The following is a 25473-nucleotide window of genomic DNA, read 5'->3' as shown; positions in this document are numbered from 1 at the left end:
GTGCTATCAGGCGCTAGTTGCCGGTTTAGTCTGTGTATTCTCCAGCATGCGACGAATCGGAACAATGAGAACGATCAGTACCGCGGCGCAGATAAGCAGCGCAATCGAGCAGCGCGCGAAGAGATCTGGCAGCATATCAAGCTGGTCGGCCTTCACATGACCACCAATCAGACCCGCGGCCAGGTTACCCAGCGCACTGGCGCAGAACCACAGACCCATCATCTGTCCACGCATTCTTTCCGGTGCCAACAGCGTCATGGTCGCCAGACCAATTGGGCTCAGACACAGCTCGCCGAGCGTAAGCATCAGGATACTGCCTACCAGCCAGAATGGAGAAACACCCGCGCCGCCATTTGCCAGCACGTCTTGCGCCGCCAGCATCATCACGCCAAAGCCCGCCGCTGCGCAGAGAATGCCGATGACAAACTTGGTGATACTGCTTGGGCGAATATTCATGCTCGCCAGTTTTGGCCACGCCCAGCTGAATACCGGGGCCAGCAGAATGATGAACAAAGCGTTAATCGACTGGAACCATACTGCCGGGATTTCAAAATCGCCGATCATACGGTTAGTGTAGTCGTTGGCGAACAGGTTGAACGAGGTAGGTTTCTGCTCAAAGGCAGACCAGAAGAACGCAGCGGAAACCAGCAGGATAAAGCAAACCAGCAGCCTGGCGCGTTCTTTACGGTTCAGCCCCGCAAAGACGAACAGATAGATAAAGTAAAGCGCAACTGACGCGGCAATCACGTACACCAGCATGCTGGCAACCGCGACCGGGTTAATCACAATCACTCCCTGCGCAATCAGGGTAACAACAATTGCTACACCAACTGCCAGCGCCAGCAGCCACGCGCCCACACCATTACGTTTCACAACCGGGCTGTTCCAGGTCGAGTCCAGGCCCACTTCGCTATCGTAGCGTTTCATCGCCGGAACGGCAAAGATACGGAAGATGAGCAATGCCACCAACATTCCGATACCACCGATACCAAAACCCCAGTGCCAGCCGTGAGTTTTAATCAGCCAGCCGGAGATCAATGGCGCGATGAAGGAACCCAGGTTGATACCCATGTAGAACAGCGAGAAACCGCCGTCACGGCGCGCATCGCCTTTTTTATACAGCGTACCCACCATCACCGAGATACAGGTTTTGAACAGGCCAGAACCGAGCACAATGAACATCAGGCCAATAAAAAACAGGTTGTCACCCATGATGGCCGAGAGTGCAATCGACAGGTGACCAAGTGCTATCAGGATGGAGCCATACCACACCGCTTTTTGCTGACCAAGCCAGTTATCCGCCAGCCAGCCACCTGGCAGCGCAGCAAGATACATGGTACCGGCAAAGATACCGACAATCGCCGAGGCATTTTCACGCGCCAGTCCCATGCCACCGTCATAAACGGTAGCCGCCATAAACAGGATCAGTAACGGACGAATGCCATAAAACGAAAAACGCTCCCACATCTCAGTAAAGAACAATGAGCCGAGCGGATAAGGATGACCGAAGAAAGTTCGGCTTTCTTTTTGATTAACAGAGGATTGCATAATTCTCCCGAAAGTTATGTCGTCGTGCGTGTAAACACCGCGATGTACGCCGACCAGTTACGTAGCTGGTCGATTTTTTACATGCGGCGAAGATTTATTTAACCATTTGATAACCTGGCAGTAGTTTTGTCTAGTACCAACCGGGGGACTTTAAGATGAAAACTCGACAATTGTCTACTTTCTTAGATTTAAACTTGGTAAAAAACGAATAGTGATTGACATTGCGCGGGCTGAGGTTGACGTTGGAATAACGAAAAAAAACCCGCGACAAGCGCGGGTTTTCATCTGCATCAGCAACGATTACTTGCTTTTTTTAATGTGTTTAATCAAACGCTTACGTTTACGCATCTGAGTCGGAGTCAGCGTATTGCGTTTGTTGGCAAACGGGTTTTCCCCTTCTTTGAACTGAATACGGATCGGCGTGCCCATTACGTCCAGAGATTTGCGGAAATAGTTCATCAGATAACGCTTGTAGGAATCCGGCAGGTCTTTGACCTGGTTGCCGTGAATCACCACGATTGGCGGGTTATAACCGCCCGCGTGGGCGTATTTCAGCTTCACACGACGACCACGCACCAGTGGCGGCTGATGATCTTCTACTGCCATGGTCATGATGCGCGTCAGCATCGCGGTGCTCACGCGACGGGTGGAGCTGTCATACGCTTCACGGACCGATTCAAACAGATTACCCACACCGCTGCCGTGCAGCGCAGAGATAAAGTGTACGCGTGCAAAATCAATAAAGCCCAGACGGAAGTCCAGCGTCTCTTTGACCTGCTCTTTTACTTCCTGCGTCAGACCATCCCACTTGTTCACAACGATAACAAGTGAGCGCCCACTGTTGAGGATAAAGCCCAGCAGCGACAGGTCCTGATCGGAAATCCCTTCGCGCGCGTCAATCACCAGCATCACCACGTTGGCATCTTCAATCGCCTGCAGCGTTTTGATAACTGAGAATTTTTCTACCGCTTCGGTAATTTTGCCGCGCTTACGCACGCCCGCGGTATCGATAAGCACATATTCGCGCTCATCGCGCTGCATCGGAATATAAATACTGTCACGCGTGGTCCCCGGCATGTCGTAAACCACCACACGATCTTCGCCAAGAATACGGTTAGTAAGTGTGGACTTACCTACGTTCGGGCGACCCACGATCGCCAGTTTGATCGGCAAATCCTGCGGATTGAAATCATCTTCAGGCTCTTCTTCGCCATTTTCTTTGGCTTCCAGCTGCGCCCAGTATTCCGCGTCTTCGTCGACTTCTTCCTGCGGAGCAACGTCATCCATCCACGGCAGCAGAACATGCTCCAGCAGGCTGAGAACGCCACGACCATGGGACGCCGCGATCGGATAAATTTCACCCAGACCCAGAGAGTAGAAATCAACAACCGCCTGGTCAGGATCGAGTCCGTCAGTTTTGTTGGCTACCAGGAACGTCGGTTTCTGGCGCGAGCGCAGATGTTTCGCAATAGCTGCATCCGCTGGCATCAGGCCAGCACGCGCATCCACCATGAACAGCACAACGTCCGCTTCTTCGATAGCCAACAGCGACTGTTCCGCCATACGGGTTTCAACACCGTCTTCGGTGCCATCAATACCGCCGGTATCAATACAGATAAACTCGCGGCCTTCAATTTCCGCACGACCGTACTTACGGTCACGAGTCAGACCCGGGAAATCCGCAACCAGCGCATCTCGGGTGCGAGTTAGACGGTTAAATAACGTGGATTTGCCAACGTTAGGGCGCCCGACAAGCGCGACCACAGGTACCATGTTTAAAGCCTCATTTAAAAAATCATCAGACAACGGGCACATTTTTGCTCCGTTGTTAAAAACAGTAAAACGGCCCCTGCACCAGGAGCCGTTTTTCAAAGCGAGCGGCCGCGACGATTAACGCGTAATAGAGTACAGCGTACCGTCTTTCGCCTGGATCAGCAGTTTACCATCAGCAGAGACCGGCTCGGTCAGGAAACCTGAGCTGTCAACTTTCTGCTGGGCAACAAAACGGCCATCGTCAACGTTAATCCAGTGCAGGTAGCCTTCGCTATCACCGACGACCAGATTGCCGTTATACAATACCGGGGACGTCAGCAGACGGTGCAGCAGATCGCTTTGCGTCCACAGCGTCACGCCGCCATCGGTGGTCAGTGCCAGCACGCGATCGTTCTGGTCAACCAGGTAGATACGGTTACCGTCGACGATGAAATCATTCACCGAGCCCAGTTCGCGTTTCCACATGATCTGACCACTGCGCAGATCCAACGCCGTCAGGTTACCATTATAAGCCAGCGCGTAAACAACGCCATTGACGATAACCGGCGTGGTATCAACGTCGCTCAGACGATCGATTTCCGTTGGGCCTGTCGCCTGAGAGATACGCTGCTGCCAAATCATCTGGCCCTGCTGCATCAGCACGGCGCTTACGCGACCGTTATCACCGCCAACAATAGCTGCGCCAAAGGCGGTTGCCGGAGCGGATTCACCACGCAGAGACAGAGAAGGCATGTCGAGGTTAACGGTCCATTTGATGGCGCCGTCGGCTTCGTTTAAGGCCTGCAACTGACCGTTGCTGGTGTGGATCAATACCACGCCATCGCTCACAACAGGACGAGACAGCGCTTCACCAGCGACTTTCGTCTGCCATGCGGTAGTACCGTCACTGGTGTTCAGCGCATAAACCTGTGCTTTTTCACTGCCGATATAAACATGACCGCCGGACACGGTTACACCGCCAGAAAGCTGTGCAGATGCACGGGAGAACCAGCCATCTTTCTCACCCAGATTCACAGACCAGACTTCTTTGCCGTCGCCTGCGTTCAACGCTTTAACTACACCAGCGCGAGAGGCAGCATAGACAACGTTATCCGCCAGCGCAGGATGAAGATTGGAATAGAAATCACCAATACCGTTTCCTACAGAGGTGCTCCATTCCGTAGACGGAGTAAACTGGTTTTCAACCACCGGTAATGGGGACATCTTAACGACATCTTCTTCGCCACTAAACAGTGAACAGCCGCTCAATAGGGTAACGGAAAGCAGCCCTGGCAGAAGTAATTTACGCAATTGCATCGGGTCCCTCTCAGATGGACAAATTATTGATTTTCATCTGCATCATTTCGCTCAGAGCAGGAGAGGCATCGCTTTTCACACCCGCTTCCCATGCGCTACGCGCACCTTGTTTGTCGCCTTTACTCAACAACGCTTCACCACGCAGATCGGCAACAATGGCCGCCCACCCTTCACCTTTAATGGTTTCGAGTGTTTTCAGCGCGGTATCAGCCTGTTTAAGCTGAACCTGAACACGAGCCAGACGCAGGTTTATCACTGCTTTGAGATTTTCATCGCTGGTCGCAGCCAAGCCTTGTTGCAGTTGGCTTGCGGCTTTCTCAAGTTCATTTTGGTCAACAAACTGCTGCGCCAGTTCCAGTGAAGCCAGCGCGCCATAGGTATTTTTATTCTCTGCAGCAAATTTCTCAGCGGCAGGAATGCTGTCCGGTTTACCCGCGCTAACCGCAGTTACCGTATTTTGATACGCCAGAGAAGCAGAGCGTGCGGACTCCGTCTGATGGCTGGTCCAGTAACGCCAACCAACCAGCGCGCCAACCCCTAAAATGATCCCAACAGCCAGCGCCTTGCCGTTTTCAGCAAAGAAGCGTTTTACCGCATCAACCTGGTCGTGTTCGTTCTCGTAAATTTCCACGCTGTCCTTCTCCTTAGCCCAGTAAAGTGCGCAAATGCGCGGCAACGCTATCCTGCGCTACTGCCGTTTGCTCACCAGAGCGCAAATCCTTCACTACAACAGTACCGTCAGCCACTTCGGACTCGCCCAGTACCAGTGCAACGCGGGCGCCCCACTTATCGGCACGGGCAAACTGTTTCTTAAAGTTGCCGCCACCGTGGTTTGTCATCAGTTTCACACCAGGAACTTCATCGCGCAGACGTTCTGCAAGCGTCATTGCTGCCGACTGCGTGTCCGCCCCTGAAGCGACCAGGTATATATCGACAACAGGATCTGCGTTAAATTCCGGATTAACTGCCTGAACTAACAAAACAAGTCGTTCCAGACCCATAGCAAAGCCCACGGCAGGCGTTGCACGACCGCCAAGTTGCTCTACCAGACCGTCGTAACGACCACCGGCACACACGGTACCCTGAGAGCCCAGGCTGCTGGTGACCCACTCAAATACGGTGCGGTTGTAGTAATCAAGACCACGAACCAGACGCTGATTGACGGTGTAAGCAATGCCTGCGGACTCCAGCAGTTTGCACAAGCCCGCGAAGTGCTCGCGCGAGTCGTCATCCAGATAGTCGCCCAGTGCAGGCGCGTCGTTGAGCAGCGCCTGCACTTCCGGGTTTTTGGAGTCGAGAACGCGCAGCGGGTTGGTGTACATACGGCGCTTGCAGTCTTCGTCCAGTTTCTCTTTGTGCAGTTCCAGGTAGGCAACCAGCGCATCACGGTAGTTAGCGCGGGCTTCAAGCGAACCGATCGAGTTCAGCTCCAGGCTGACATGCTGAGAAATACCCAGCGCGCGCCACCAGCGAGCGGTCAGCATAATCAGTTCTGCATCGATGTCCGGGCCTTGCAGGCCAAACACTTCGACACCCAGCTGATGGAATTGACGATAGCGTCCTTTCTGCGGACGTTCGTGGCGGAACATCGGCCCGATATACCACAGACGCTGTTCCTGATTGTACAGGAGACCATGTTCGATGCCGGCGCGTACGCAGCCCGCAGTCCCTTCAGGACGCAACGTCAGGCTGTCGCCATTACGGTCCTCAAAGGTATACATCTCTTTTTCAACCACGTCGGTGACTTCACCGATCGCGCGTTTGAATAACGGGGTCTGCTCTACAATCGGCAAGCGGATTTCACTGTAACCGTAGCTGCCGAGCACGTTTTTAAGAGTGCCTTCAATGCGCTGCCAGATGGCGGTTTCGCCAGGCAGATAATCGTTCATGCCGCGAATGGCTTGAATGTTTTTTGCCACGTTTATTCTCTTTATGAATATAAAAATGAACCCTCAGCGCTAACCCGAACAATGCGGGCGCCATGCGGGTTCAATCATACACGGGAAGCATGCCGCTTCCCATCACGTTGTTATTTTTCAAGCTGCTGCACGTCGATACGACGCGCTTCGTCCAGAATACTTGCTTTGGCACGAATGCGGGCTTCAAGCTGCGTAATCATGTCGTCGTTATCGAGTCTGTCCTTACGCACGCCGTCTTCATACAGGCCGCTTTTCTTGTTACCGCCCGTCACGCCCAGCGTAGAAACCAGCGCTTCACCAGGGCCGTTTACTACGCAGCCGATGATCGAAACGTCCATTGGCGTAATGATATCCTCCAGGCGTTGCTCCAGCGCGTTAACCGTACCGATAACGTCAAACTCCTGACGCGAACAGGTTGGGCAAGCGATGAAGTTGATCCCGCGCGCGCGAATGCGCAGCGATTTCAGGATATCGAAACCAACTTTGATCTCTTCCACCGGATCGGCCGCCAGAGAAACACGCAGCGTATCGCCGATCCCTTCAGATAACAGCAGGCCAAGGCCGATCGCGGACTTCACCGAACCACTACGCAGGCCACCAGCTTCGGTGATCCCCAGATGCAACGGTTGATCGATCTGTTTCGCCAGCAGGCGATAGGATTCTACGGCGAGGAAAACGTCAGACGCTTTAACACTAACTTTGAATTGATCGAAGTTCAGACGATCGAGGTGATCCACGTGGCGCATCGCGGATTCCAGCAGCGCCTGAGGCGTCGGTTCACCGTATTTTTCCTGCAGATCTTTTTCCAGCGATCCGGCGTTGACGCCGATACGGATAGGAATATTTTTATCACGAGCGCAATCCACCACCATGCGAATACGCTCTTCACTGCCGATATTACCTGGGTTAATACGCAGGCAATCAACGCCGTATTCCGCCACCTTCAGTGCGATACGATAGTCGAAGTGTATATCGGCAACCAGCGGGACGTTAACCTGCTGTTTGATAAGCCTGAACGCTTCTGCGGCATCCATTGTCGGTACAGAGACACGAACAATGTCTGCGCCTACGCGTTCCAGCGCTTTAATCTGATTAACCGTCGCTTCCACGTCCGTGGTACGCGTATTAGTCATAGACTGTACGGCGATGGGCGCACCATCGCCGATCGGCACGTTCCCAACGTAAATGCGTGTCGATTTTCTACGTTGAATTGGAGCCTGGTTATGCATTAAAAAATCTCCCGCATTGCCGTCTGTTACTGAGCCGGTGATTGTTCGGCATTAACGGTCAGACGCGCAACCTGGTTAGTTCTGATAAAACGACTCAGATCGACAGGTTTACCCTGGAACTGAATCTGCACTGCCGCCGGAGCACCAATCTTCAGTTTGTACGGTGCCTGACCGGTCAAATTCAGATTGCCATCTTTACGCTGCATCCCGCTGAACAGTTTTTTACCGGTCGCATCGGTGACTTCCAGCCAGCAATCGGCGGTAAAGTTCATCACCAGCGCGTTAGGATCGGCTGCAGGTGTAGTCACACCTGCCTGATCGGTCGGCAGCGGTGCCGCGGTAGCTGGCGCTGTGGTTGCAGTATCGACGTTAGCCTGAGAAGGGGCAACGACGGCGTTTTGTTGCGCATCAGCAGCCGGGGCCTGAGCCGCTGCGGTATCTTGTTGCGCTGGCGCTGAATCCGTTACCGCGCCATTTTCAACAGCCGACGTGGTATCCGGGCTTGCTGCAGCGCTGGTATCTAACGGTACATTCTGCGCACCCTCTTTACCGGCATTCAACTCAGCGGAGGATTGATCGGCCATGGTGGTGATCTCTTCCTGCTGCGCTTTATGGTTCTGCCACCACCAGGCGCCAGTCAGTCCGACAACGACAAACAGTACCAGCCAGGTAAAGGTCATTAACCAGCCGTCGCGTTTCTTACGACGCTTACCGAGCGAGAAGCTCTGCATCGGTGCGACTTTGGCAGGACGAATCGGAGCCTGTTTTTCCAGCCCTGGCAACAGTTCTTCTTCAGGAATATGCACCAGACGCGCATAAGAACGGATATACCCGCGCAGGAATGTTGAAGCAAGATCGGCTGGCGCCTTATCTTCTTCAATATCGCGTACCGTGGAGACCTTCAGGCAAAGTCGCTCCGCGACTGCCTGCTGGCTGAATCCGAGTTGTTCACGGGCATTGCGCAGACGAATGCCGGTGGATAGTGTTTCATTTTTGTCGTGCGTGGCTTCAGTATTCATTCGCTACAGCTGCGTAATATTTGGGTTCTGATGCCGGCGAGCCACAATGCTCACCCACACCGCGAAACATCTGGTCAGTTAACCTTCGTCAGACAGTATAAAACGGTCAGACTATCAATGACAAAACGGCGTAAACCTGAGGGCTAAACACTTGTTACGCCGTTACATACTGCCTTAAAGTCGACAAAAACGCACCGTTATTATTGACCTGACGACGACAACAAAAAACCTCATATGGCTTACGTTGCACTACGGTACAAGAATTATACCGTAGTGCGCCAACATCAAACGGTCTTAATGTCGATAGCGTCGCCCTGCATACGCTTACGCAAAGTACGCTTGGTACGGTCGATAACGTCGCCCGCCAACTGACCACAGGCTGCATCGATGTCATCGCCACGTGTTTTACGCACAATGGTGGTGAAACCATAGCTCATCAACACTTTAGAGAAACGATCGATACGGCTGTTAGAACTACGGCCATACGGCGCGCCCGGGAACGGGTTCCACGGGATCAGGTTGATCTTACACGGCGTATCTTTCAGCAGTTCTGCCAGCTGATGCGCGTGTTCAGTGCCATCATTGATGTGATCTAACATCACATACTCAATGGTCACACGGCCCTGGTTAGCGTTGGATTTCTCCAGATAACGACGAACCGCGCCAAGGAATGTTTCGATATTGTACTTTTTGTTGATCGGTACAATTTCGTCACGAATTTCATCGTTCGGCGCATGCAGAGAAATCGCCAGCGCGACGTCAATCATATCACCCAGCTTATCCAGCGCAGGGACAACGCCCGAGGTGGAGAGCGTGACGCGACGCTTGGACAACCCAAAACCGAAGTCATCCAGCATGATTTCCATCGCCGGCACTACGTTGGTCAGGTTGAGCAGCGGCTCACCCATCCCCATCATCACCACGTTGGTGATAGGACGCACGCCCGTTGCTTTGACCGCGCCGACGATTTTCGCCGCGCGCCAGACCTGGCCAATGATCTCCGATACCCGCAGGTTACGGTTAAAGCCCTGTTGCGCCGTAGAGCAGAATTTACACTCTAATGCGCAACCGACCTGTGAAGAAACACACAGGGTCGCACGATCGTCTTCCGGGATATACACCGTTTCAACGCGCTGATCGCCAACAGCGATAGCCCATTTGATCGTACCGTCAGAAGAACGCTGCTCTTCCACCACTTCCGGGGCGCGAATTTCAGCCACTTCTTTCAGCTTGTTACGCAGCACCTTATTGATGTCAGTCATGTCATCAAAGTTGTCGCTGCAATAGTGGTACATCCACTTCATGACCTGATCGGCACGAAACGGTTTTTCGCCCATCTCTTTGAAGAATTCTCGCATTTGCTGACGGTTCAGATCCAGCAGGTTAATTTTTCCATTTTTATTTGGAACCGCAGGAATGACGACTTCAGAGGTGTTAACTAATTCAGACATAATTTTTTCCGGCCTCGTTGTTACACGTTGTGGCCCGTGGAGGGTTAAAAAGAAACGCCCCGGCAAGCGATCTGCTCTTCCGGGGCGTTGCATTGTACAAAGTCTGGCGCAGGGATGCCACGTTTGCACGAAGCATTAGCGAAAATAATATGTAAATCGCTAATTCATCTCCAAAGGATTTCGCGTCGCAGGAAGGCGGCAAGTTCGAGCATCCCCGGGAGCATAGAAAACTATGTGACCGGGGTAAACGAATGCAGCCAACGCATCTGCGACGTGAAAGACGCAGGAGATTAGCGAGTGCGCGGGCAAACCTCACCTTCACCAAAGAAATAGGCGATTTCGCGCGCCGCTGACTCAACGGAGTCGGAACCGTGAGTACCGTTCTCGGTGAAGCTGTCAGCATAGTCTGCACGCAGAGTACCGGCCAGCGCATTCGCTGGGTTGGTTGCGCCCAGCAGATCGCGATGACGCTGTACGGCATTTTCGCTTTCCAGAACAGAAACAACGATCGGACCAGAGGTCATGAATTCAACCAGACCGTCAAAGAACGGTTTGCCATCGTGCTCAGCATAGAAACCACGCGCCTGCTCAACGGTCAGGTGCAGCATTTTAGTCCCGACGATTTTGAACCCTGCTGCTTCAAAGCGCGCAAAGATGCTCCCAATAACGTTTTTTGCCACCGCGTTTGGTTTGATGATGGAAAAAGTACGTTCAATAGCCATGATAACCTCTGTAATGTGTTCTGTTGTTGTCTATATAGATGTACGACCTGGCGCGGATTATAAAGAGCATCCCGGCAATTGACTATTGATGAAGGTAACATTTCTTTAAAATAAGATGAATTTTAGCAACAAACAGTCACTAACTGGTCTACTGCATCGAAAATCTCACCGTCGCTACCTGGCCTGCATCATCCATCACCAGCAGTTGATAATCCCCTTTAGTCGCCAGCCGTAACGTAAGACGACGTCCGCGTTCATCCAGCCTTTCACCGTTAAGAAACCACCAGCGTTCACCGCTCCCACCGCTGGTTTGCACCGGCAATGAGGCTTGAGCAGAACCGGGTAAACGCTTCACAATCGCGCCATCACGAATGCCTGTCAACTGCAACGGCTGCGAAGCGTCTTGTCCCAGCGGCGGACATGTGGCAGAAACTGGCGGTAATCTCGCCCCACGACGTTCTGATTCCGGTAGCCATGGCTCCAGCGGCAACGGCCAAACGATTAACGTTTGCTCGTGCGCCTGCGGGCAATCCGCCGCCACACGTTTGCCTTCATCATCCAGCCAGACAGGAAAACGAATGCCATTAACCCCTTCCTGCTCGGGCAATAATAACGTTGGCGGCTGACTGCCATCCAGTAACCAGGTTGCCAGACGGCGACGGCAGTTGCTGTCACCGGAGGCAAGAGATTGCCCGCCCGGCCAGCACACCACACCACGACTCACGGATTCAGGGCGTGGATCTTCCGGCTGATTTGTCCCGCGAGAGAGCAAAAGATTGTTGACCTGATTGAGCAACGGCACGGCACTGGCGAAACCAAACTGCCCCACAACTGGCGTACCGTCGGGCCTGCCGGTCCAGATACCGATCACATAACGCGCATTAACGCCAATCGCCCAGGCATCGCGATAGCCATAGCTGGTACCCGTTTTCCACGCCAGAGGGACCACTCTGCTCAGCGCGTTATCCGGCAGCGGTTGCGCTTCGTCAGCCATAATGCGGCGAATAATCCACGCCGCGCCCGCCGACATCAACGGACGTTCCAGTAGTGGATCACCCAGCTGCAGACGCAGTTTTCCCGCTTTTCCCTGGCGGGCAAAGGCGCTGTACGCTGCGGCCATATCTTCCAACCTTGCCCCCGCGCCACCTAAAATCAGCGACAGATTCGGCGCAGCCCCTGCGGGCAGATACAGCGGTAAGCCGACGTTACGTAACGATGCGGCAAAACGCTTCGGGCCATAGGCTTCGAGTACCTGCACGGCGGGTAAATTCAGCGAGCGCACCAGCGCTTCGCTCATGCTCACCGGGCCATGAAAACCGCTGTCAAAATTCCCCGGTCGATAGTCCCCGGTTCGCCGCGGGACATCCTGCAATAACGAAGCGGGATGAATGAGTCCGTCATCCAGCGCCAGGCCATAAACAAACGGCTTCAGCACCGAGCCAGGCGAACGGATCGCATTCACCATATCCACATGACCAAAACGGGAGTCGTCATTCATATCTATCGACCCCACCCAGCCACGCACGCTCATATCGGTGTGATCGACCACGATCATCGCCAGCGAACTGCGCGCAGGTAAGCGCCCCTTCCAATTTTGCGCCAGCTCTTCCAGTTGACGCTGCAATCCGGCATCAAGGGTAGTCACGATTTTATCGCTTCGGCTTTTTCCCAACATCATGCGCGAGAATAACGGTGCTAACTGCGGCATTTGCCGGGGCGCCAGCCAGACCGGTTCTTCACGCGACTCCTGCACCTGTCTGGCAGGCCAAATGCCCTGGGTCGCCATACGTTCGAGCACTTTATTACGCGCCGCTTCAGCACGGTCCGGCCAGCGGTCCGGACGCAGACGGCTCGGCGCCTGTGGCAAAACAGCCAGCAGCGCGGCATCGGAGTAACTCAATTGCGCGGGTGATTTACCAAGATAAGCCCAGCTTGCCGCCCCCACGCCCTGCAGCGTACCGCCAAACGGCGCGCGGTTAAGATACAGTGTCAGGATGTCGCGTTTGGAGAGATGCCATTCCAGCTGCAATGCGCGCCAGAGTTGGCGAAACTTGCCGCCAAAGGTTCGCGGATGGGGATCGAGTAATCGTGCGACCTGCATGGTGAGCGTACTGCCGCCAGAAACCACACGCCCAGAGGAGAGGTCTTGCCATGCCGCGCGCAGTACTGAAAACGGATTGACGCCGGGATGCTTCCAGAACCAGCGGTCTTCGTAGTTAATTAACGCCTCAAGGTAGCGGGGCGACACCTCATCAATCGTTACCGGATACCGCCAGATACCATCCGCATCGGCGAAGCGCCACAGCGGCGTACCATCATGCGCCACCACGACCCGCGCCGGATCGACTTCGTGCAGCGGCAGCGGCCAGATTTTATCTGCCGCCCAAACCGCCGCCACAAACAATAGTGCAACGGCTGCCAGCCAGAGCCAGCAGCCGCGTTTACCCAACCCGCGTATCATTTACGGTCTGACAATCAAAAGTCCCTCTGTCGCACCGGTCGCGCGCCACTGCGGAATATACATTGATTCCACCTGCGGGACAGGAACCCGGTAGGTCCCCGGCGTTACCGCCCGCGCCAGATACACCAGCGTAACCGGTTGTCCTTCGTTGACCGCCACCGCGGCGACAAAGCGATCGTCACGGAACTCAACGTGCTGGATATCTGCCTGCTGCATCTGATTGAGCAGATTCGCCACTTCGCTGCCGCTATCCTGCAGGCTGGCACTGCCGTTGGCCAGATTCTGGTTTTCCAGTTCCAGTCCTGCTGGCAGTAAATCGACCACCAGCGCATCCGGCACGTTCTGGCTGGCTTTTACCTCCAGCCAGACCAGCACCAGTTCGCCGCTACGCAGCGAATCCAGCGATTTGCTATTTCCGTCAATTCCCAGGATTTGCCGCTCAATACGCAAAACGTTGCTGGCAGGCGTCGGTGCGGTTTGTGGATAACCACTCACATCCAGACGCAACCACAGCGGTAGATTACCGGTATTGGTGACGCTCAGCGTAGACAGCGCATCGGCATCCAGATTGCGGGTTAGCGATTTATCCCCTGCTAATGGTTGTTCCGAGAGTGACGTTTGCGCCTGCCACGTACCAGGCAAATCCTGTAACGTACGCGCGGCAAGGAACAACGCATTATTTTCCTGCGTCGAGAGCCAGCGCTGTCCAAAGGCCTGTTCTGACAACGTGTTCAGCAGCGTATTCTGCACGTCAGGTTTGATCTTGTTCTCTTCGAGCAAGGCCAGCATCAACGCGTTATCCCGTAACGCACTGCCGTAGTCCGCCATCCACTGTTGCGTATCGCGGCGCGGTGTATTCAGGGCCAGCGTCAACGCCTGTTCACTGCGGTTGGCATCGCCCATATTTTTCAGCGCGATCCCCAGTTGTAACAGCGGTAAACCAGAGGCTGCTTGCGCACGACGCTCCCAGATCTCACGCAATGCGCCGAGCGGAGCTTTTTGCTGATGTGCCAGAACCAACGCGGCGTAGGCTTGTACGGCAAACCGGCTTGCTGAAGAGTCGTCGGTATAGCGAATCGACATCATGCCCGGATCCTGCAAATAGCGCAGTAGCCGCTCGTTGCCCCGGTTAATCACCTCTACCGGGACACTGTAGCCCTGTTCATTTGCCCGGACGAGGAAATCCATGACATACGCGGTCAGCCAGTACTCTTCCGACCCGTTTTTATCCCACAGCGCAAAACCGCCGTTATCACGCTGCATCTGCACTAAACGGGAAATCCCAATATCAACTGCCGCGCGACGTTTTTCATCGCTGTCGCCCACAATACCTAACGCCTTCAATTGCGCTGCGTTGGTGTATAAGGATGGGAACAACCCGCTCGCCGTTTGCTCCAGACAACCGTAAGGGTACGCTTTCAGTTCGCGGATATAGCGCGCCAGGTTTAGCGGCGGCTTACCGCTGAACAGCAGTTGCCCCTGCATCGTCACAGGGGAGAAATTGGTCAGTTCTTCGCCCGGAAGCTGCCAGGTCGCGCCCGGCTGAAGTGCGACACCGTTATTAACGGTTTGCGCCGGGAACGCCGGACGCACGCCAATCTTCCACTGTTTATGCTGAACAGGCAGCGTTTCACCCGGTAAAGTCAGACCGCTAATTTCTGCCTGAATTTCGCCATCGCCAAACCCTTCCCGCGCGCGCACCGGAATAAACAGCGTAGTCCTTACGCCTGGCGCCAGATTTACCGGTGCGGGATCTTGCCCCATCAGCTCCAGTAAACCATTGGCCGCGAGCTTAATATTCAGCGTTTGCGGTTTGTCAGTCAGGTTAGTCACGTCCAGCGTCAGGCGCGACGTATCTCCCCCCGCCAGAAAGCGCGGCATATTCAGCTCAGCAATTACTGGCGCGGCGACAATCACTTTGCTTTCGCTGCTGCCAAAGTCATCCGTCGTCCAGGCCTGCGCCATTACCCGCAGCTCGCCGTTGAAATCACCGATAGGTAACGTCACCGTACCTTCGCCCTGATCGTTAAGCGTGACCGGCAGCGCCTGTTGCGCCACAATATTGACGTGATTAACCGGTGGCTTACCGCCGCGTTTTAATTCATCGCCATCACCACCAAAGCGCAGCGCCGCCAGGCGTCCTTGCCCTTCGATCACCTGGCCGTAAATATCATAAATATCCGCGCCATAGCGTTTTTGCCCGAAAAACGCCTGCCACGGATCCGGCGTGGCGTAATCGGTAATGTTTAGCACCCCGCTATCAACGGCAGAGACCAGCACGTTAACCTGTTTTGGTACGTCGCCATTTTTGACGCTGGCTTTAATCTTGACGGTCAACGGCTGGTTTGGACGTATTTTCGCCGGGTTTTCCAGCGCCAGCGCAAGACGACGGTTTTCGTCACCTAACGGCAAATGCAGTAAACCGACCGCCCGTTTTGGCGTTGCCGAACGGGACTTGTCGCCAGGACGAACCACCAGCGCACTAAGATACAAATCGTGGCGATTCCAGGTTTTATCGATTGGGATGGAGATATCGAGACCATCCGCCGGTACGTCTATTTCTTGCCACCACAGCGGGCCTTCGCTGGATTCCACCATCGCATAACCTTTGCCAGCAGCGGGAGCGGCAACGTGCAGCTTCATGGTATCACCGGGACGATAGCTGGGTTTGTCCAGTTTCAGCGTCACGCGATCGGGACGCACAGCCCCACTGCCGTCGCTGTTATCCTGCCAGCTATAACCGGCCCAGAAGCGTACGCTGCTCACCGCATCATTCGGAGCTTTCACTTCCAGACGATAGGCGCCCCACTCAACCGGGAAGCTGACTTTACCGGTTTCATCGGCCTTAAGATCCAGAGTCTGCTCACCTTCAACCAGATCCTTTTGATCGAACTGTGATTGCCAGCCCTCGCCTTCAGACCAGTTCCAGTAATAATCTCGTCGCTCGCGGATCAAACGCACCTGCAAACCGGACACCGCTTTTTTCTCGCCTTGCGCATCGGCATACACAATGTCGAAAGCGGCGTTGCTGTTTTCATCAACGATAGGCTGATTCACGGTGGTATCGGTGCGGTAGTCATAGACGGCTTTTGCTGCAAACTGCGGACGAATGCCCGGCAGCGTATCCGCAGGCCAGATGGCTTGCTCAACCCGACGCGTCACCGGACGGCCCCCTGACTCCAGCAGACTGGCTTGCAAAACCACCTGTAACGGGGAATGCGTCTCCTGCCACTGGCTGTTGGTGGTCACTTCGCCGCGTCCGTGGTCATCCAGCGTGAGCTGAACTTCATCGAGGCTGCGGGAAAGATTTTCTTCGGCAATATTACCAAACTGGAACCCCGGCAATGCCTGCACCGCTTCGCGCAGCGGGCGCAGGAAAAGCTGCCCTTGCAGAGCATTGCCGTTAGCGGGCGCACCGTACAGGTAGTAGCCCACTACCGAAAACTTCACGTCATCAGTTGGTGCCACCGGGATCTTATTGGCGGTGAGATTGAGCGCCATCCGCTCAGGCATAAAATCTTCGACGTGGAAATCCCACATCCGCGACTGGTTATCACCGGTATTAGCCCGAATATGCCACATGCCGGTTGGCGCGTTGGTGTCCAGCGGCCAGCTAAAGCGGTACAAGCCGTTTTCCGGTTGGCTAACCACCGAGCGTAACACTTGTCCGTCGGGCTTCACGACCTCCAGCTTCACCGGTTGGTCGGGCAACGTTTTGCCATCGCTGTCACGCAGTAATCCGTTGAGGATCACCGTTTCGCCGGGACGATAGAGATCGCGTGGGCCGAACATAAAGAACTGCTTGCTGTATCCCGGCGCACCGGCAATATCAAATTCAGCCAGATCCAACGCCGGGAGCTTCAGATCCAGCAGCGTGGTTTGCCCGTCTTTGCGGGCCAGCAATAAAGCCGCGTCTTTATCAGTCTCCAGTTTGACATGACCCTGAGCGTCACTGGCAGCCTGCGCCAACGTCTGTCCTTTTTCATTGAGTAACGTGACCTCAATCCCCTGCTGCGCGGCGCCGTTTTCCAGACTCTGCGTAAAGACATCCAGTTGATTATGGTAACGGTGTACAGACACACCAATATCGCTGAGCGTGAACAGCGTAGCGGCATTACTGTAGTTGTATTGTCCAGCCTGATTCATCACCGCGATGTAAACACCTGCTTGCTGCAACGGCTTGATATCGCTCAGCGGCAACAGCAGCTTCTCACGGGTGTTGCGCGCAGGATTGAGGTCAAAGCGTCCGGTATACACCAGTTCCGCCATTTTCAGCAGATTGTCAGATTCCCAGTTAGTCAACGAATTGCGGTATTCCCACTGGCTGACAAACGCACCGAGCGACTCAGGCTTCACGCGGAAGAAGTTCACATCTACGCTATTAACGTTAAGGGCCATCACCGGCAGCCCTTCAATCACTTTTCCCGGCAGCAGCGAGCCGCGACTGGCAAACCCTACGCTTGGCTGGACGTCGCGAGTAGTAATGTTTTTTTCATAATCAATAGCGAACGTCGCTTTATTCAGCGCCAGCAAATCACGCTCAATGGTAACGACCAGTTCCCGGTTAGGTTCCAGATGGCGTAAGCGTAGCTCTTTCAGATTTGACGCCAGCTCCCAGGCACCATCCACTTTGCCGCTTTTTTTATCAACAACGTGCACGACGCGGGAAAAATCTTGTTCCGGATCGAGGGGAATGGAGAAGGTCAACACGAGCGTTGCCGCACCGTCGAGCTGGACCTCTGAGGCATCCAGCAGCGTCAGCGACTTGCCCTGGCTTTGCTGCATCAGTTTTTGTAATTGAGCCTTATCTTTTGCTGGCGCTGTCTGTGGCGCAGGCGCATCAGGCTTCGCAGCCGTCGGTGATTTTTCGTTATTATCATCGCACCCGACCAGTGCCAGCATCAGCATGCAGGCCGCTACGCGTAAATGTTTCATTTTTCATCCCTGGCCGTAGTGGCCCGTTAGCTACGTAGAACAACTATTATGCGTCAGATTTCCGGCGGTGGAAGTCAGTAACTGAACAACGTTGTCTTAATTTTAGTGATTAATGTGGATTCACCTGACAAATCAGCCTGTTTTACTTGTCGCTTTACGGTAAACATCCGACAATTTGCCAAAACCTGGTAAAAATGGAGATGCCTATGACCACCGCCTTCTTTGTCGCTGCCGACTGGCTTGCCGAACACATTGACGACCCGGAAATACAAATTCTTGATGCCCGGATGGCACCTCCAGGACAGGAAGATCGCGATGTTGGCGAGGAGTATCGTGCGGGCCATATTCCTGGCGCAGTCTTTTTTGATATTGAAGCGCTTTCAGATCATACCTCACCGCTACCGCATATGATGCCGCGCCCGGAAGCTTTTGCCGTTGCGATGCGTGAGCTGGGCGTTGATCAGGATAAGCATCTGGTTATCTACGATGACGGTAATCTGTTTTCCGCGCCACGCGCATGGTGGATGCTGCGGACATTTGGCGTCGAAAATGTCTCCATTCTGGCGGGCGGTCTGGCAGGCTGGAAGCGCGATGATCTAATGCTCAAAGAAGGCGATGAGGATTTACCTGAAGGTGAATTTAACGTGGCCTTTACGCCTGGCGCTGTTGTGCGTGTTACCGATGTACTGCTGGCCAGTCATGAAAAAACCGCACAGATCGTCGATGCCCGTCCGGCTGCGCGTTTTAACGCAGAAGTTGACGAACCTCGTCCTGGCCTGAAGCGTGGTCATGTGCCCGGTGCGCTTAATGTACCGTGGACAGAATTGGTTCGTGACGGCGAGCTGAAAACTACCGACGAACTGGATGCTATTTTCTTCAGTCACGGCGTGAGCTTTGACCGCCCGATTATCGCCAGCTGTGGCTCCGGCGTAACGGCTGCCGTGGTGGTGCTGGCACTTGCCACGCTGGGCGTTTCTAACGTCGCATTGTATGACGGCGCATGGAGCGAGTGGGGTGCTCGCAACGATTTACCGGTAGAACCGGTATTATAAAGCTGGAAATGCCGGATAGCGCTTCGCTTATCCGGCTTACAATTTAGATAATCCGATTCTGTTTAAAGTCGCGCAGGAAACCGCCCCAGCGACGTTCGTAGAACGGTGCGATGTGCTCAGTGATAAAGTGGCTCACGCCCTTCTCACCTTTCCTCACCTGGCAGATGTCAATGGGTTCATCACCCGGCAGTGTATCGGTCGCGACGCTGCCCGCAGCGTGGATGATCTCTTCAATATCCCCTTCCGCTTCAATACCAATCAGCAGATTCGGCTGGGCTTCCGCGCTTTCTTTGATCGAGCAGAGAAACGCGCGTTTTACCGGCTTAATGGTTTTAAACAGCGTAGTCAGCGAGTCAATCATCTGCGCCGGAGGTTCAGCGACTTCAGAGAGGAGCAGCGATTCACCGCCTTCCAGTACTTCCTGGGTGCTGAGCGGATTCCCTTCTTCCCCCATCAGCAGGCTGATTTCACGCGGCATAAATTCTTTGCCGGTCGGCAGTTTCGCGTTGAGAAACAGCGTTTCGCCGAGCGTCATTTCAAACAATGTACGCACCGGCATGACGACAAATGCCTGCTCATCTTCAACCACCTGCTGCAGAGCTTCCAGGGAGGTGAAGAACGGGATCACGGTCGTGCCGTCTTCTTTTTCCCAGTGCTGAAGATCGAGGGCGCTGTCTTCAACCACCGCCTCGCCTTCTGCGGCTGTACCCGGCACCCAGACGGTAGACTCCAGTAAAGTACGGAAAAATGCCGGACGATGCGCAGGCTCTGTCGCCGCTTGCTCCAGCAGGGTTTCTAATTCGTTTTTCGTTTCGGACATAGAGATCACAAATTATGTATATGGGTTGTAGGCCTGATAAGACGCACGGCGTCGCCATCAGGCAAAATGCCGGGTGGCACTTCGCTTACCCGGCCTACAAAAACACCGTTCAGGCAATCAGCAGATTTGCAATCGTGCGCACACCCAGACCAGTTGCGCCCGCAGACCACTGTTCAACTGGCGCTTTGCGATAGGTTGCAGAGCAGTCGATGTGCAGCCAGCCTTGCTGATAGTTTTCCACGAAATGGGACAGGAAACCCGCCGCGGTGCTAGCACCCGCTGGATAGGCCGCACTGCCGGTATTATTCAGCTCGGCAAAGTTAGACGGCAGCTGGCTACGGTGGAACTCTGCCAACGGCAGACGCCAGAACGGCTCGTTTTCTTGCGCCGCACTTGCCAGTAGACGGGCAGCCAGTTGATCGTCAAAGCTAAACAGCGCATGGTAATCGTTGCCCAGCGCAGTTTTCGCCGCGCCGGTCAGCGTCGCAGCATCAATGATCAATTCTGGTTTTTGCGCGCTGGCGTCAATCAGTCCATCGGCCAGTACCAGACGCCCTTCGGCATCGGTATTCATCACTTCAACTTTTTTACCGTTGCGATAGTGAATAATATCGCCGAGCTTAAAGGCGTTGCCGCTGATCAGGTTATCCGCGCAGCACAGATACAGCTTCACGCGCTTGTTCAGACCACGGGTGATGGCGAACGCCAGCGCGCCGGTCACCGTTGCCGCGCCGCCCATATCAGACTTCATCGAGTCCATAAATGCGCTTTGCTTGATGCTGTATCCGCCGGAGTCAAAGGTAATTCCCTTACCCACCAGGCAGGCATAAACCGGGGCTTCTTTATCGCCAGTTGGATTGTAATCCAGCGCCAGCAGCACCGGAGGACGTTCGGAGCCACGACCTACGGTATGCAATCCCATGTAGTTCTGCTCGCGCAGATCTTCGCCTTTAGTGATGCGGTAAGAGACGTTATCGCAGGCAACAGAGCACAGCAGGTCTACTGCGCGTTGCGCCAGCTGTTCCGGGCCCAGCTCTTCTGCCGGGGCGTTAATGGTATCGCGCACCCAGTCAATAATTTTCAGGCGGTTATCCAGCTCTTTGCGCTGCGCCTCATCCAGAGCGGCCCACTCAACTTTGCGGGTGCCTTTTGGCCCTTTGTAGCCCTGCCAGAACGCCCAGCTACGTTCGGTATCCCAGCCTTCACCGCCCAGTTGGACATGTTTAATACCCAGGCCGTCAATTTTACGGGCGGCGCGCTGGATAAGGCCGAGGTCATCTTTTCCGTTCAGGTGCAGGGTAATGCCATCATTATTAATGCTGTATGTCGCCTTTTCACCCCAGCGGGCATCAGCGGGTTGCGTGGAAAGCGTAATTTTCATGGCTTCTGTCATTTTATTTATCCTTATTTTCGCGCATACAGGAAAACGGGCCACCCGTGGGCAGCCCGTTGACTTATTCGGCTTCGTCCAGCCAGACCAGCAAAATGGCCTCAAGGATTTTTTCGTTCGATGCCTGTGGATCATCATCGAACTCTTCCAGGTCACAGATCCACTGGTGCAGATCGGTGAAACGAACGGTCTTGGGATCGAGATCGGGGAACGCGTCGTACAGCGCCTCGCCGATTTCACGGCTATCGGTCCACTTCAGTCCCATACTACCCTCTGTTAATGCTCACGTGCATGATTGATTGTGTAACGTGGGATTTCGACCACTAAATCGTCCTCGGTGACACGTGCCTGACAGCTTAAACGGCTCTCCGGCTCCAGTCCCCAGGCTTTATCCAGCATGTCGTCTTCTTCTTCTGTGCTTTCCGGCAAAGAATCAAAACCTTCACGTACGATGCAGTGGCAGGTTGTGCAGGCACAGGATTTTTCACAGGCGTGTTCAATCTCGATACCGTTACGCAGGGCAACGTCAAGAATGGTTTCGCCGGTCTCAGCTTCCAGAACTGCGCCATCGGGACAGAGATCCTGATGAGGCAAAATAACAATCTTTGGCATATTAAACCTCGTCCACGGAATGGCCTTTCAGCGCGCTACGGACGGACTTGTCCATGCGGCGAGCGGCGAATTCCTGGGTTTGTTTGTCTACGTTTTTAATGGCTTGTTCTATCGCGTCAACATCGTCACCCTGTGCAACCTCGCTCAAATGCGCGGCGGCGGTGTCGATAGCCTGACGTTCTGCGGCGCTTAACAGCGCGGCATCAGCGTTCAACGCACCGGATAAACTTTCCAGTACGCGTGCCGCTTCGACTTTCTGTTCTGCCAGCATACGGGCTTTAACGTCCTGCTCGGCAAAACTCATCGAATCCTGAATCATGGAGGCGATTTCACTGTCGGTCAGACCGTAGGACGGTTTGACCTGAATTGAGGACTCAACGCCGGTGGATTTTTCCATAGCGGTGACGCTCAGCAGGCCATCGGCGTCCACCTGGAAGGTCACGCGGATGTGTGCACCGCCAGCTGGCAATGCCGGGATGCCGCGCAGCGCAAAACGCGCCAGTGAACGGCAGTCCTGCACCAGCTCACGCTCGCCTTGCATTACGTGAATGGACATCGCGGTTTGGCCATCTTTAAAGGTGGTAAAGTCCTGCGCGCGCGCCACCGGAATCGTGGTGTTACGTGGGATCACTTTCTCCACCAGACCGCCCATGGTTTCCAGTCCCAGGGACAGCGGGATAACGTCCAGCAGCAGCATTTCGCTGTCCGGTTTATTTCCGACCAGAATATCTGCCTGGATTGCCGCACCAATAGCGACCACTTTGTCCGGGTCAATAGAAGTCAGCGGCGTACGGCCAAAAAATTCACCGACGCGTTCACGCACCAATGGCACGCGAGTTGAACCACCGACCATCACCACTTCCAGCACATCCTGCGGCTCCACGCCCGCATCTTTCAGCGCGCGACGGCAGGCCAGCAGCGTACGCTTGACCAGTGCGGAAATGAGTTCATTAAAGGTTTCACGGGTGATTTCACCCTGCCATCCCGCCACGTTAACCGTTACAGAATCAGCGTCGCTAAGCGCGATTTTCGCTGCAATAGCAGCATCCAGCAGTTCGCGCTGTACGCGGTTATCGCTACGGTCGGCCACGCCAGCCTGCTCGCGAATATAATCGGCCAGCAGATGGTCAAAATCGTCGCCGCCGAGCGCGGAATCACCGCCGGTCGCCAGCACTTCAAACACGCCGCGGCTCAGGCGCAGAATAGAAATATCAAAAGTACCGCCGCCAAGATCGTAGACCGCAATCACGCCTTCCTGACCGGAGTCCAGACCATAGGCAATCGCAGCTGCGGTCGGTTCGTTCAACAGACGCAATACGTGAAGGCCCGCCAGACGCGCGGCGTCTTTGGTCCCCTGACGCTGTGCATCGTCAAAGTAAGCCGGAACGGTGATTACCACGCCGTCCAGTTCGCCGGACAGTGATTCGGTTGCCCGCGCGGCCAGCGCTTTCAGAATATCCGCGGAGACGCGCACCGGATTAAGCAATCCGGCAGCGGTTTCAATCATCGGCAAGCCGTTTTCGCTTGCCTGGAACGTATATGGCAGATGCGGGTAACGCGCCTGGATATCCGCCAGAGAGCGGCCCATCATGCGTTTTACCGAACTGACGGTGTTTGCCGTATCCAGCGCAGCATTGGCGCGGGCATCGTAACCGACAGAATAACCCTGCTGCTGATAGTGAACCACTGACGGCAACAGGTGGCGACCTTCATGGTCTGCCAACGTTTCGGCCTGGCCGCTGCGTACGGTCGCAACCAGGGAGTTGGTGGTGCCTAAATCGATACCTACCGCCAGACGACGCTGGTGCGGCGCGGCGCTCAGACCAGGCTCACTAATTTGTAATAAGGCCATTTTCGCTTCCGGAAATTAAAAATCGAGCAGTTTTTCTTCGAGTTGTTCTGCACTGCTTCGCAGTTTATCGAGAAAACGCAGCTTACGCACGGTATCTGCCGCTGCGTCCCACGTCTCGCTATCCAGCTGTTCCACCATCAGTTGATGACGAACGTTATACATTTCGCTGACGCGTTGCATAAACGCATCTAAACGTTGACTGTCTTTTGCCTGTTCAATTTCGTCCAGCTCTTCCCGCAGCTCCAGTTGTTCCATCAGAAACGCAGTATCGCGCACCGTGTGCTGCTCACTACGGATGTCAAAGCCGTGTAAAGACAATAAGTATTCGGCGCGCATCAAAGGATGACGCAGCGTTTGCCAGGCCTGGTTGATCGTGGCGGACTGCGAAACCGCAGCAAGTTGTTCCGCCTGAGAACCGCTGGCAAATTTATCAGGATGATACTGACGTTGTAGATCCTGAAAACGTAGGCTCAGCGCCTGAGTATCGAGCTGATAACGGGCCGGCAAGCCAAAGAGGGTGAAGTAGTCCATAACATTCTCAGGGCATCGATTCTCTGTTGTTCACGGGAGCAAAACCAGAGAGTCAGGTAAAACAAACCCCACGCGCAGGCGACCACGGTGGGGTTATCGGTAAGCGCGTTACACGTGGAAGCTTTCGCCGCATCCACATTCGTCTTTCACGTTCGGGTTAGTAAACTTAAACCCTTCGTTCAGACCTTCTTTGACGAAGTCTAACTGCGTACCGTCGAGGAATTGCAGGCTCTTACCGTCGACCACAACTTTAACGCCTTTGTCTTCAAACACGGTATCTTCAGCCGCCGGCTCGTCAACAAATTCCAGTACATAGGCCATACCTGAGCAGCCGGAGGTTCTCACGCCCAGACGCAGACCAAACCCTTTACCGCGGTTTGCCAGGAAGGTATTTACACGCGCTGCTGCACTGTCGCTTAAGGTAATCGACATAATAAAACCTCAACTCTTAATTATTTTGCTTCACGTTTGCTTTTGTAATCCGCAATCGCGGCTTTAATCGCGTCTTCAGCCAGAATAGAGCAGTGAATTTTCACCGGTGGCAGTTCAAGCTCGTCGGCGATATCGGTGTTTTTAATCGCCTGTGCTTCGTCCAGAGATTTCCCTTTTACCCATTCGGTAACCAGAGAGCTGGAAGCAATAGCGGAACCGCAGCCGTAAGTCTTGAAACGCGCGTCTTCAATGATACCTTCATTGTTGACTTTAATCTGCAACTTCATCACGTCGCCACAGGCTGGTGCACCCACCATGCCGCTGCCCACGTTCTCGTCGCTGTTGTCAAAAGAACCCACGTTACGTGGATTCTCATAATGATCGATTACTTTTTCGCTGTAAGCCATGCTGAATTCTCCTTATCGGTACCG

General features: G+C 54.4%; 20 protein-coding genes. 1 reads left to right on the top strand and 19 read right to left on the bottom strand.

Going from position 1 to position 25473, the window contains the following annotated elements; translation table 11 throughout:
* Nucleotides 1–6: 6 nt before the first annotated feature.
* The 11 genes from SK39_RS17865 to SK39_RS17815 all read right to left on the bottom strand — a co-directional run bounded on the left by SK39_RS17865 (nucleotide 7) and on the right by SK39_RS17815 (nucleotide 18353).
* Nucleotides 7–1548 (bottom strand): peptide MFS transporter, encoded by a 1542-nt coding sequence (locus SK39_RS17865; protein ID WP_003037736.1) that lies wholly within the window; start codon nucleotides 1546–1548, stop codon nucleotides 7–9.
* A 300-nt stretch (nucleotides 1549–1848) separates the two neighbouring features.
* Nucleotides 1849–3321, bottom strand: a complete 1473-nt coding sequence (gene der / locus SK39_RS17860) for a ribosome biogenesis GTPase Der (protein ID WP_003037733.1) — start codon at nucleotides 3319–3321, stop codon at nucleotides 1849–1851.
* A 117-nt stretch (nucleotides 3322–3438) separates the two neighbouring features.
* The gene (gene bamB, locus SK39_RS17855) at nucleotides 3439–4617 is read right to left on the bottom strand and encodes an outer membrane protein assembly factor BamB (RefSeq protein WP_003037730.1); all 1179 of its coding nucleotides are present in this window, start codon (nucleotides 4615–4617) and stop codon (nucleotides 3439–3441) included.
* Nucleotides 4618–4627: 10 nt separating this feature from the next.
* Entirely contained in the window at nucleotides 4628–5248 is a 621-nt protein-coding gene (locus SK39_RS17850; RefSeq protein WP_003037727.1) for a YfgM family protein, read from the bottom strand.
* 13 nt (nucleotides 5249–5261) lie between these two features.
* The gene (gene hisS, locus SK39_RS17845) at nucleotides 5262–6536 is read right to left on the bottom strand and encodes a histidine--tRNA ligase (protein WP_003835173.1); all 1275 of its coding nucleotides are present in this window, start codon (nucleotides 6534–6536) and stop codon (nucleotides 5262–5264) included.
* A gap of 110 nt (nucleotides 6537–6646) precedes the next feature.
* Nucleotides 6647–7765, bottom strand: a complete 1119-nt coding sequence (ispG, locus tag SK39_RS17840; protein ID WP_003838451.1) for a flavodoxin-dependent (E)-4-hydroxy-3-methylbut-2-enyl-diphosphate synthase — start codon at nucleotides 7763–7765, stop codon at nucleotides 6647–6649.
* 26 nt (nucleotides 7766–7791) lie between these two features.
* Complete coding sequence (gene rodZ, locus SK39_RS17835; protein ID WP_003847106.1) at nucleotides 7792–8784, bottom strand: cytoskeleton protein RodZ; 993 nt, start codon at nucleotides 8782–8784, stop codon at nucleotides 7792–7794.
* A 284-nt stretch (nucleotides 8785–9068) separates the two neighbouring features.
* Nucleotides 9069–10235, bottom strand: coding sequence for a dual-specificity RNA methyltransferase RlmN (gene rlmN / locus SK39_RS17830; RefSeq protein ID WP_003037713.1), 1167 nt, complete (start codon nucleotides 10233–10235; stop codon nucleotides 9069–9071).
* A gap of 290 nt (nucleotides 10236–10525) precedes the next feature.
* The gene (ndk, locus tag SK39_RS17825; protein ID WP_003037710.1) at nucleotides 10526–10957 is read right to left on the bottom strand and encodes a nucleoside-diphosphate kinase; all 432 of its coding nucleotides are present in this window, start codon (nucleotides 10955–10957) and stop codon (nucleotides 10526–10528) included.
* A 148-nt stretch (nucleotides 10958–11105) separates the two neighbouring features.
* On the bottom strand, nucleotides 11106–13418 hold the full coding sequence (gene pbpC, locus SK39_RS17820) for a peptidoglycan glycosyltransferase PbpC (protein ID WP_048217272.1): 2313 nt from the start codon (nucleotides 13416–13418) through the stop codon (nucleotides 11106–11108).
* The gene (locus SK39_RS17815; RefSeq protein ID WP_048217271.1) at nucleotides 13419–18353 is read right to left on the bottom strand and encodes an alpha-2-macroglobulin family protein; all 4935 of its coding nucleotides are present in this window, start codon (nucleotides 18351–18353) and stop codon (nucleotides 13419–13421) included.
* 206 nt (nucleotides 18354–18559) lie between these two features.
* On the opposite strand from SK39_RS17815, the gene sseA reads away from it, so the two are divergent.
* On the top strand, nucleotides 18560–19405 hold the full coding sequence (gene sseA / locus SK39_RS17810; protein WP_032937887.1) for a 3-mercaptopyruvate sulfurtransferase: 846 nt from the start codon (nucleotides 18560–18562) through the stop codon (nucleotides 19403–19405).
* A gap of 43 nt (nucleotides 19406–19448) precedes the next feature.
* Here sseA and sseB read toward each other — a convergent pair whose 3' ends face one another.
* From sseB to iscU, 8 genes are all read right to left on the bottom strand, one after another.
* Nucleotides 19449–20225 (bottom strand): enhanced serine sensitivity protein SseB, encoded by a 777-nt coding sequence (gene sseB, locus SK39_RS17805; RefSeq protein ID WP_048217270.1) that lies wholly within the window; start codon nucleotides 20223–20225, stop codon nucleotides 19449–19451.
* Nucleotides 20226–20334: 109 nt separating this feature from the next.
* Complete coding sequence (gene pepB, locus SK39_RS17800) at nucleotides 20335–21618, bottom strand: aminopeptidase PepB (RefSeq protein WP_048217269.1); 1284 nt, start codon at nucleotides 21616–21618, stop codon at nucleotides 20335–20337.
* Between the two features lie 61 nt (nucleotides 21619–21679).
* The gene (iscX, locus tag SK39_RS17795) at nucleotides 21680–21880 is read right to left on the bottom strand and encodes a Fe-S cluster assembly protein IscX (protein ID WP_003037694.1); all 201 of its coding nucleotides are present in this window, start codon (nucleotides 21878–21880) and stop codon (nucleotides 21680–21682) included.
* 11 nt (nucleotides 21881–21891) lie between these two features.
* Nucleotides 21892–22227 (bottom strand): ISC system 2Fe-2S type ferredoxin, encoded by a 336-nt coding sequence (fdx, locus tag SK39_RS17790; protein WP_003037690.1) that lies wholly within the window; start codon nucleotides 22225–22227, stop codon nucleotides 21892–21894.
* A gap of 1 nt (nucleotide 22228) precedes the next feature.
* Nucleotides 22229–24079: a Fe-S protein assembly chaperone HscA gene (gene hscA / locus SK39_RS17785; RefSeq protein WP_003838439.1), complete on the bottom strand. Its 1851-nt coding sequence runs from the start codon at nucleotides 24077–24079 to the stop codon at nucleotides 22229–22231.
* Between the two features lie 15 nt (nucleotides 24080–24094).
* Entirely contained in the window at nucleotides 24095–24610 is a 516-nt protein-coding gene (gene hscB / locus SK39_RS17780; RefSeq protein ID WP_003838436.1) for a co-chaperone HscB, read from the bottom strand.
* A 108-nt stretch (nucleotides 24611–24718) separates the two neighbouring features.
* The gene (gene iscA, locus SK39_RS17775; protein ID WP_003037681.1) at nucleotides 24719–25042 is read right to left on the bottom strand and encodes an iron-sulfur cluster assembly protein IscA; all 324 of its coding nucleotides are present in this window, start codon (nucleotides 25040–25042) and stop codon (nucleotides 24719–24721) included.
* A gap of 20 nt (nucleotides 25043–25062) precedes the next feature.
* Nucleotides 25063–25449 (bottom strand): Fe-S cluster assembly scaffold IscU, encoded by a 387-nt coding sequence (gene iscU / locus SK39_RS17770; RefSeq protein ID WP_002913991.1) that lies wholly within the window; start codon nucleotides 25447–25449, stop codon nucleotides 25063–25065.
* Nucleotides 25450–25473 lie beyond the last annotated feature (24 nt).

It is taken from the genome of Citrobacter sp. BIDMC107 (assembly GCF_001037575.1).
Taxonomy (GTDB): domain Bacteria; phylum Pseudomonadota; class Gammaproteobacteria; order Enterobacterales; family Enterobacteriaceae; genus Citrobacter; species Citrobacter freundii.
Note: the sequence above shows the minus strand (reverse complement) of the source record. Positions and strands in the feature narration are given on the sequence as shown.

Excerpts from the sequence above, each read along its gene's own strand:
- SK39_RS17865 (WP_003037736.1), bottom strand. The coding sequence starts at position 1,548 with ATGCAATCCTCTGTTAATCAAAAAGAAAGCCGAACTTTCTTCGGTCAT.
- SK39_RS17815 (WP_048217271.1), bottom strand. The coding sequence starts at position 18,353 with ATGAAACATTTACGCGTAGCGGCCTGCATGCTGATGCTGGCACTGGTC.
- bamB (WP_003037730.1), bottom strand. The coding sequence starts at position 4,617 with ATGCAATTGCGTAAATTACTTCTGCCAGGGCTGCTTTCCGTTACCCTA.
- hscA (WP_003838439.1), bottom strand. The coding sequence starts at position 24,079 with ATGGCCTTATTACAAATTAGTGAGCCTGGTCTGAGCGCCGCGCCGCAC.
- der (WP_003037733.1), bottom strand. The coding sequence starts at position 3,321 with ATGGTACCTGTGGTCGCGCTTGTCGGGCGCCCTAACGTTGGCAAATCC.
- ndk (WP_003037710.1), bottom strand. The coding sequence starts at position 10,957 with ATGGCTATTGAACGTACTTTTTCCATCATCAAACCAAACGCGGTGGCA.
- fdx (WP_003037690.1), bottom strand. The coding sequence starts at position 22,227 with ATGCCAAAGATTGTTATTTTGCCTCATCAGGATCTCTGTCCCGATGGC.
- rlmN (WP_003037713.1), bottom strand. The coding sequence starts at position 10,235 with ATGTCTGAATTAGTTAACACCTCTGAAGTCGTCATTCCTGCGGTTCCA.
- hscB (WP_003838436.1), bottom strand. The coding sequence starts at position 24,610 with ATGGACTACTTCACCCTCTTTGGCTTGCCGGCCCGTTATCAGCTCGAT.
- ispG (WP_003838451.1), bottom strand. The coding sequence starts at position 7,765 with ATGCATAACCAGGCTCCAATTCAACGTAGAAAATCGACACGCATTTAC.
- pbpC (WP_048217272.1), bottom strand. The coding sequence starts at position 13,418 with ATGATACGCGGGTTGGGTAAACGCGGCTGCTGGCTCTGGCTGGCAGCC.
- sseB (WP_048217270.1), bottom strand. The coding sequence starts at position 20,225 with ATGTCCGAAACGAAAAACGAATTAGAAACCCTGCTGGAGCAAGCGGCG.
- sseA (WP_032937887.1), top strand. The coding sequence starts at position 18,560 with ATGACCACCGCCTTCTTTGTCGCTGCCGACTGGCTTGCCGAACACATT.
- iscA (WP_003037681.1), bottom strand. The coding sequence starts at position 25,042 with ATGTCGATTACCTTAAGCGACAGTGCAGCAGCGCGTGTAAATACCTTC.
- rodZ (WP_003847106.1), bottom strand. The coding sequence starts at position 8,784 with ATGAATACTGAAGCCACGCACGACAAAAATGAAACACTATCCACCGGC.
- iscU (WP_002913991.1), bottom strand. The coding sequence starts at position 25,449 with ATGGCTTACAGCGAAAAAGTAATCGATCATTATGAGAATCCACGTAAC.
- iscX (WP_003037694.1), bottom strand. The coding sequence starts at position 21,880 with ATGGGACTGAAGTGGACCGATAGCCGTGAAATCGGCGAGGCGCTGTAC.
- pepB (WP_048217269.1), bottom strand. The coding sequence starts at position 21,618 with ATGACAGAAGCCATGAAAATTACGCTTTCCACGCAACCCGCTGATGCC.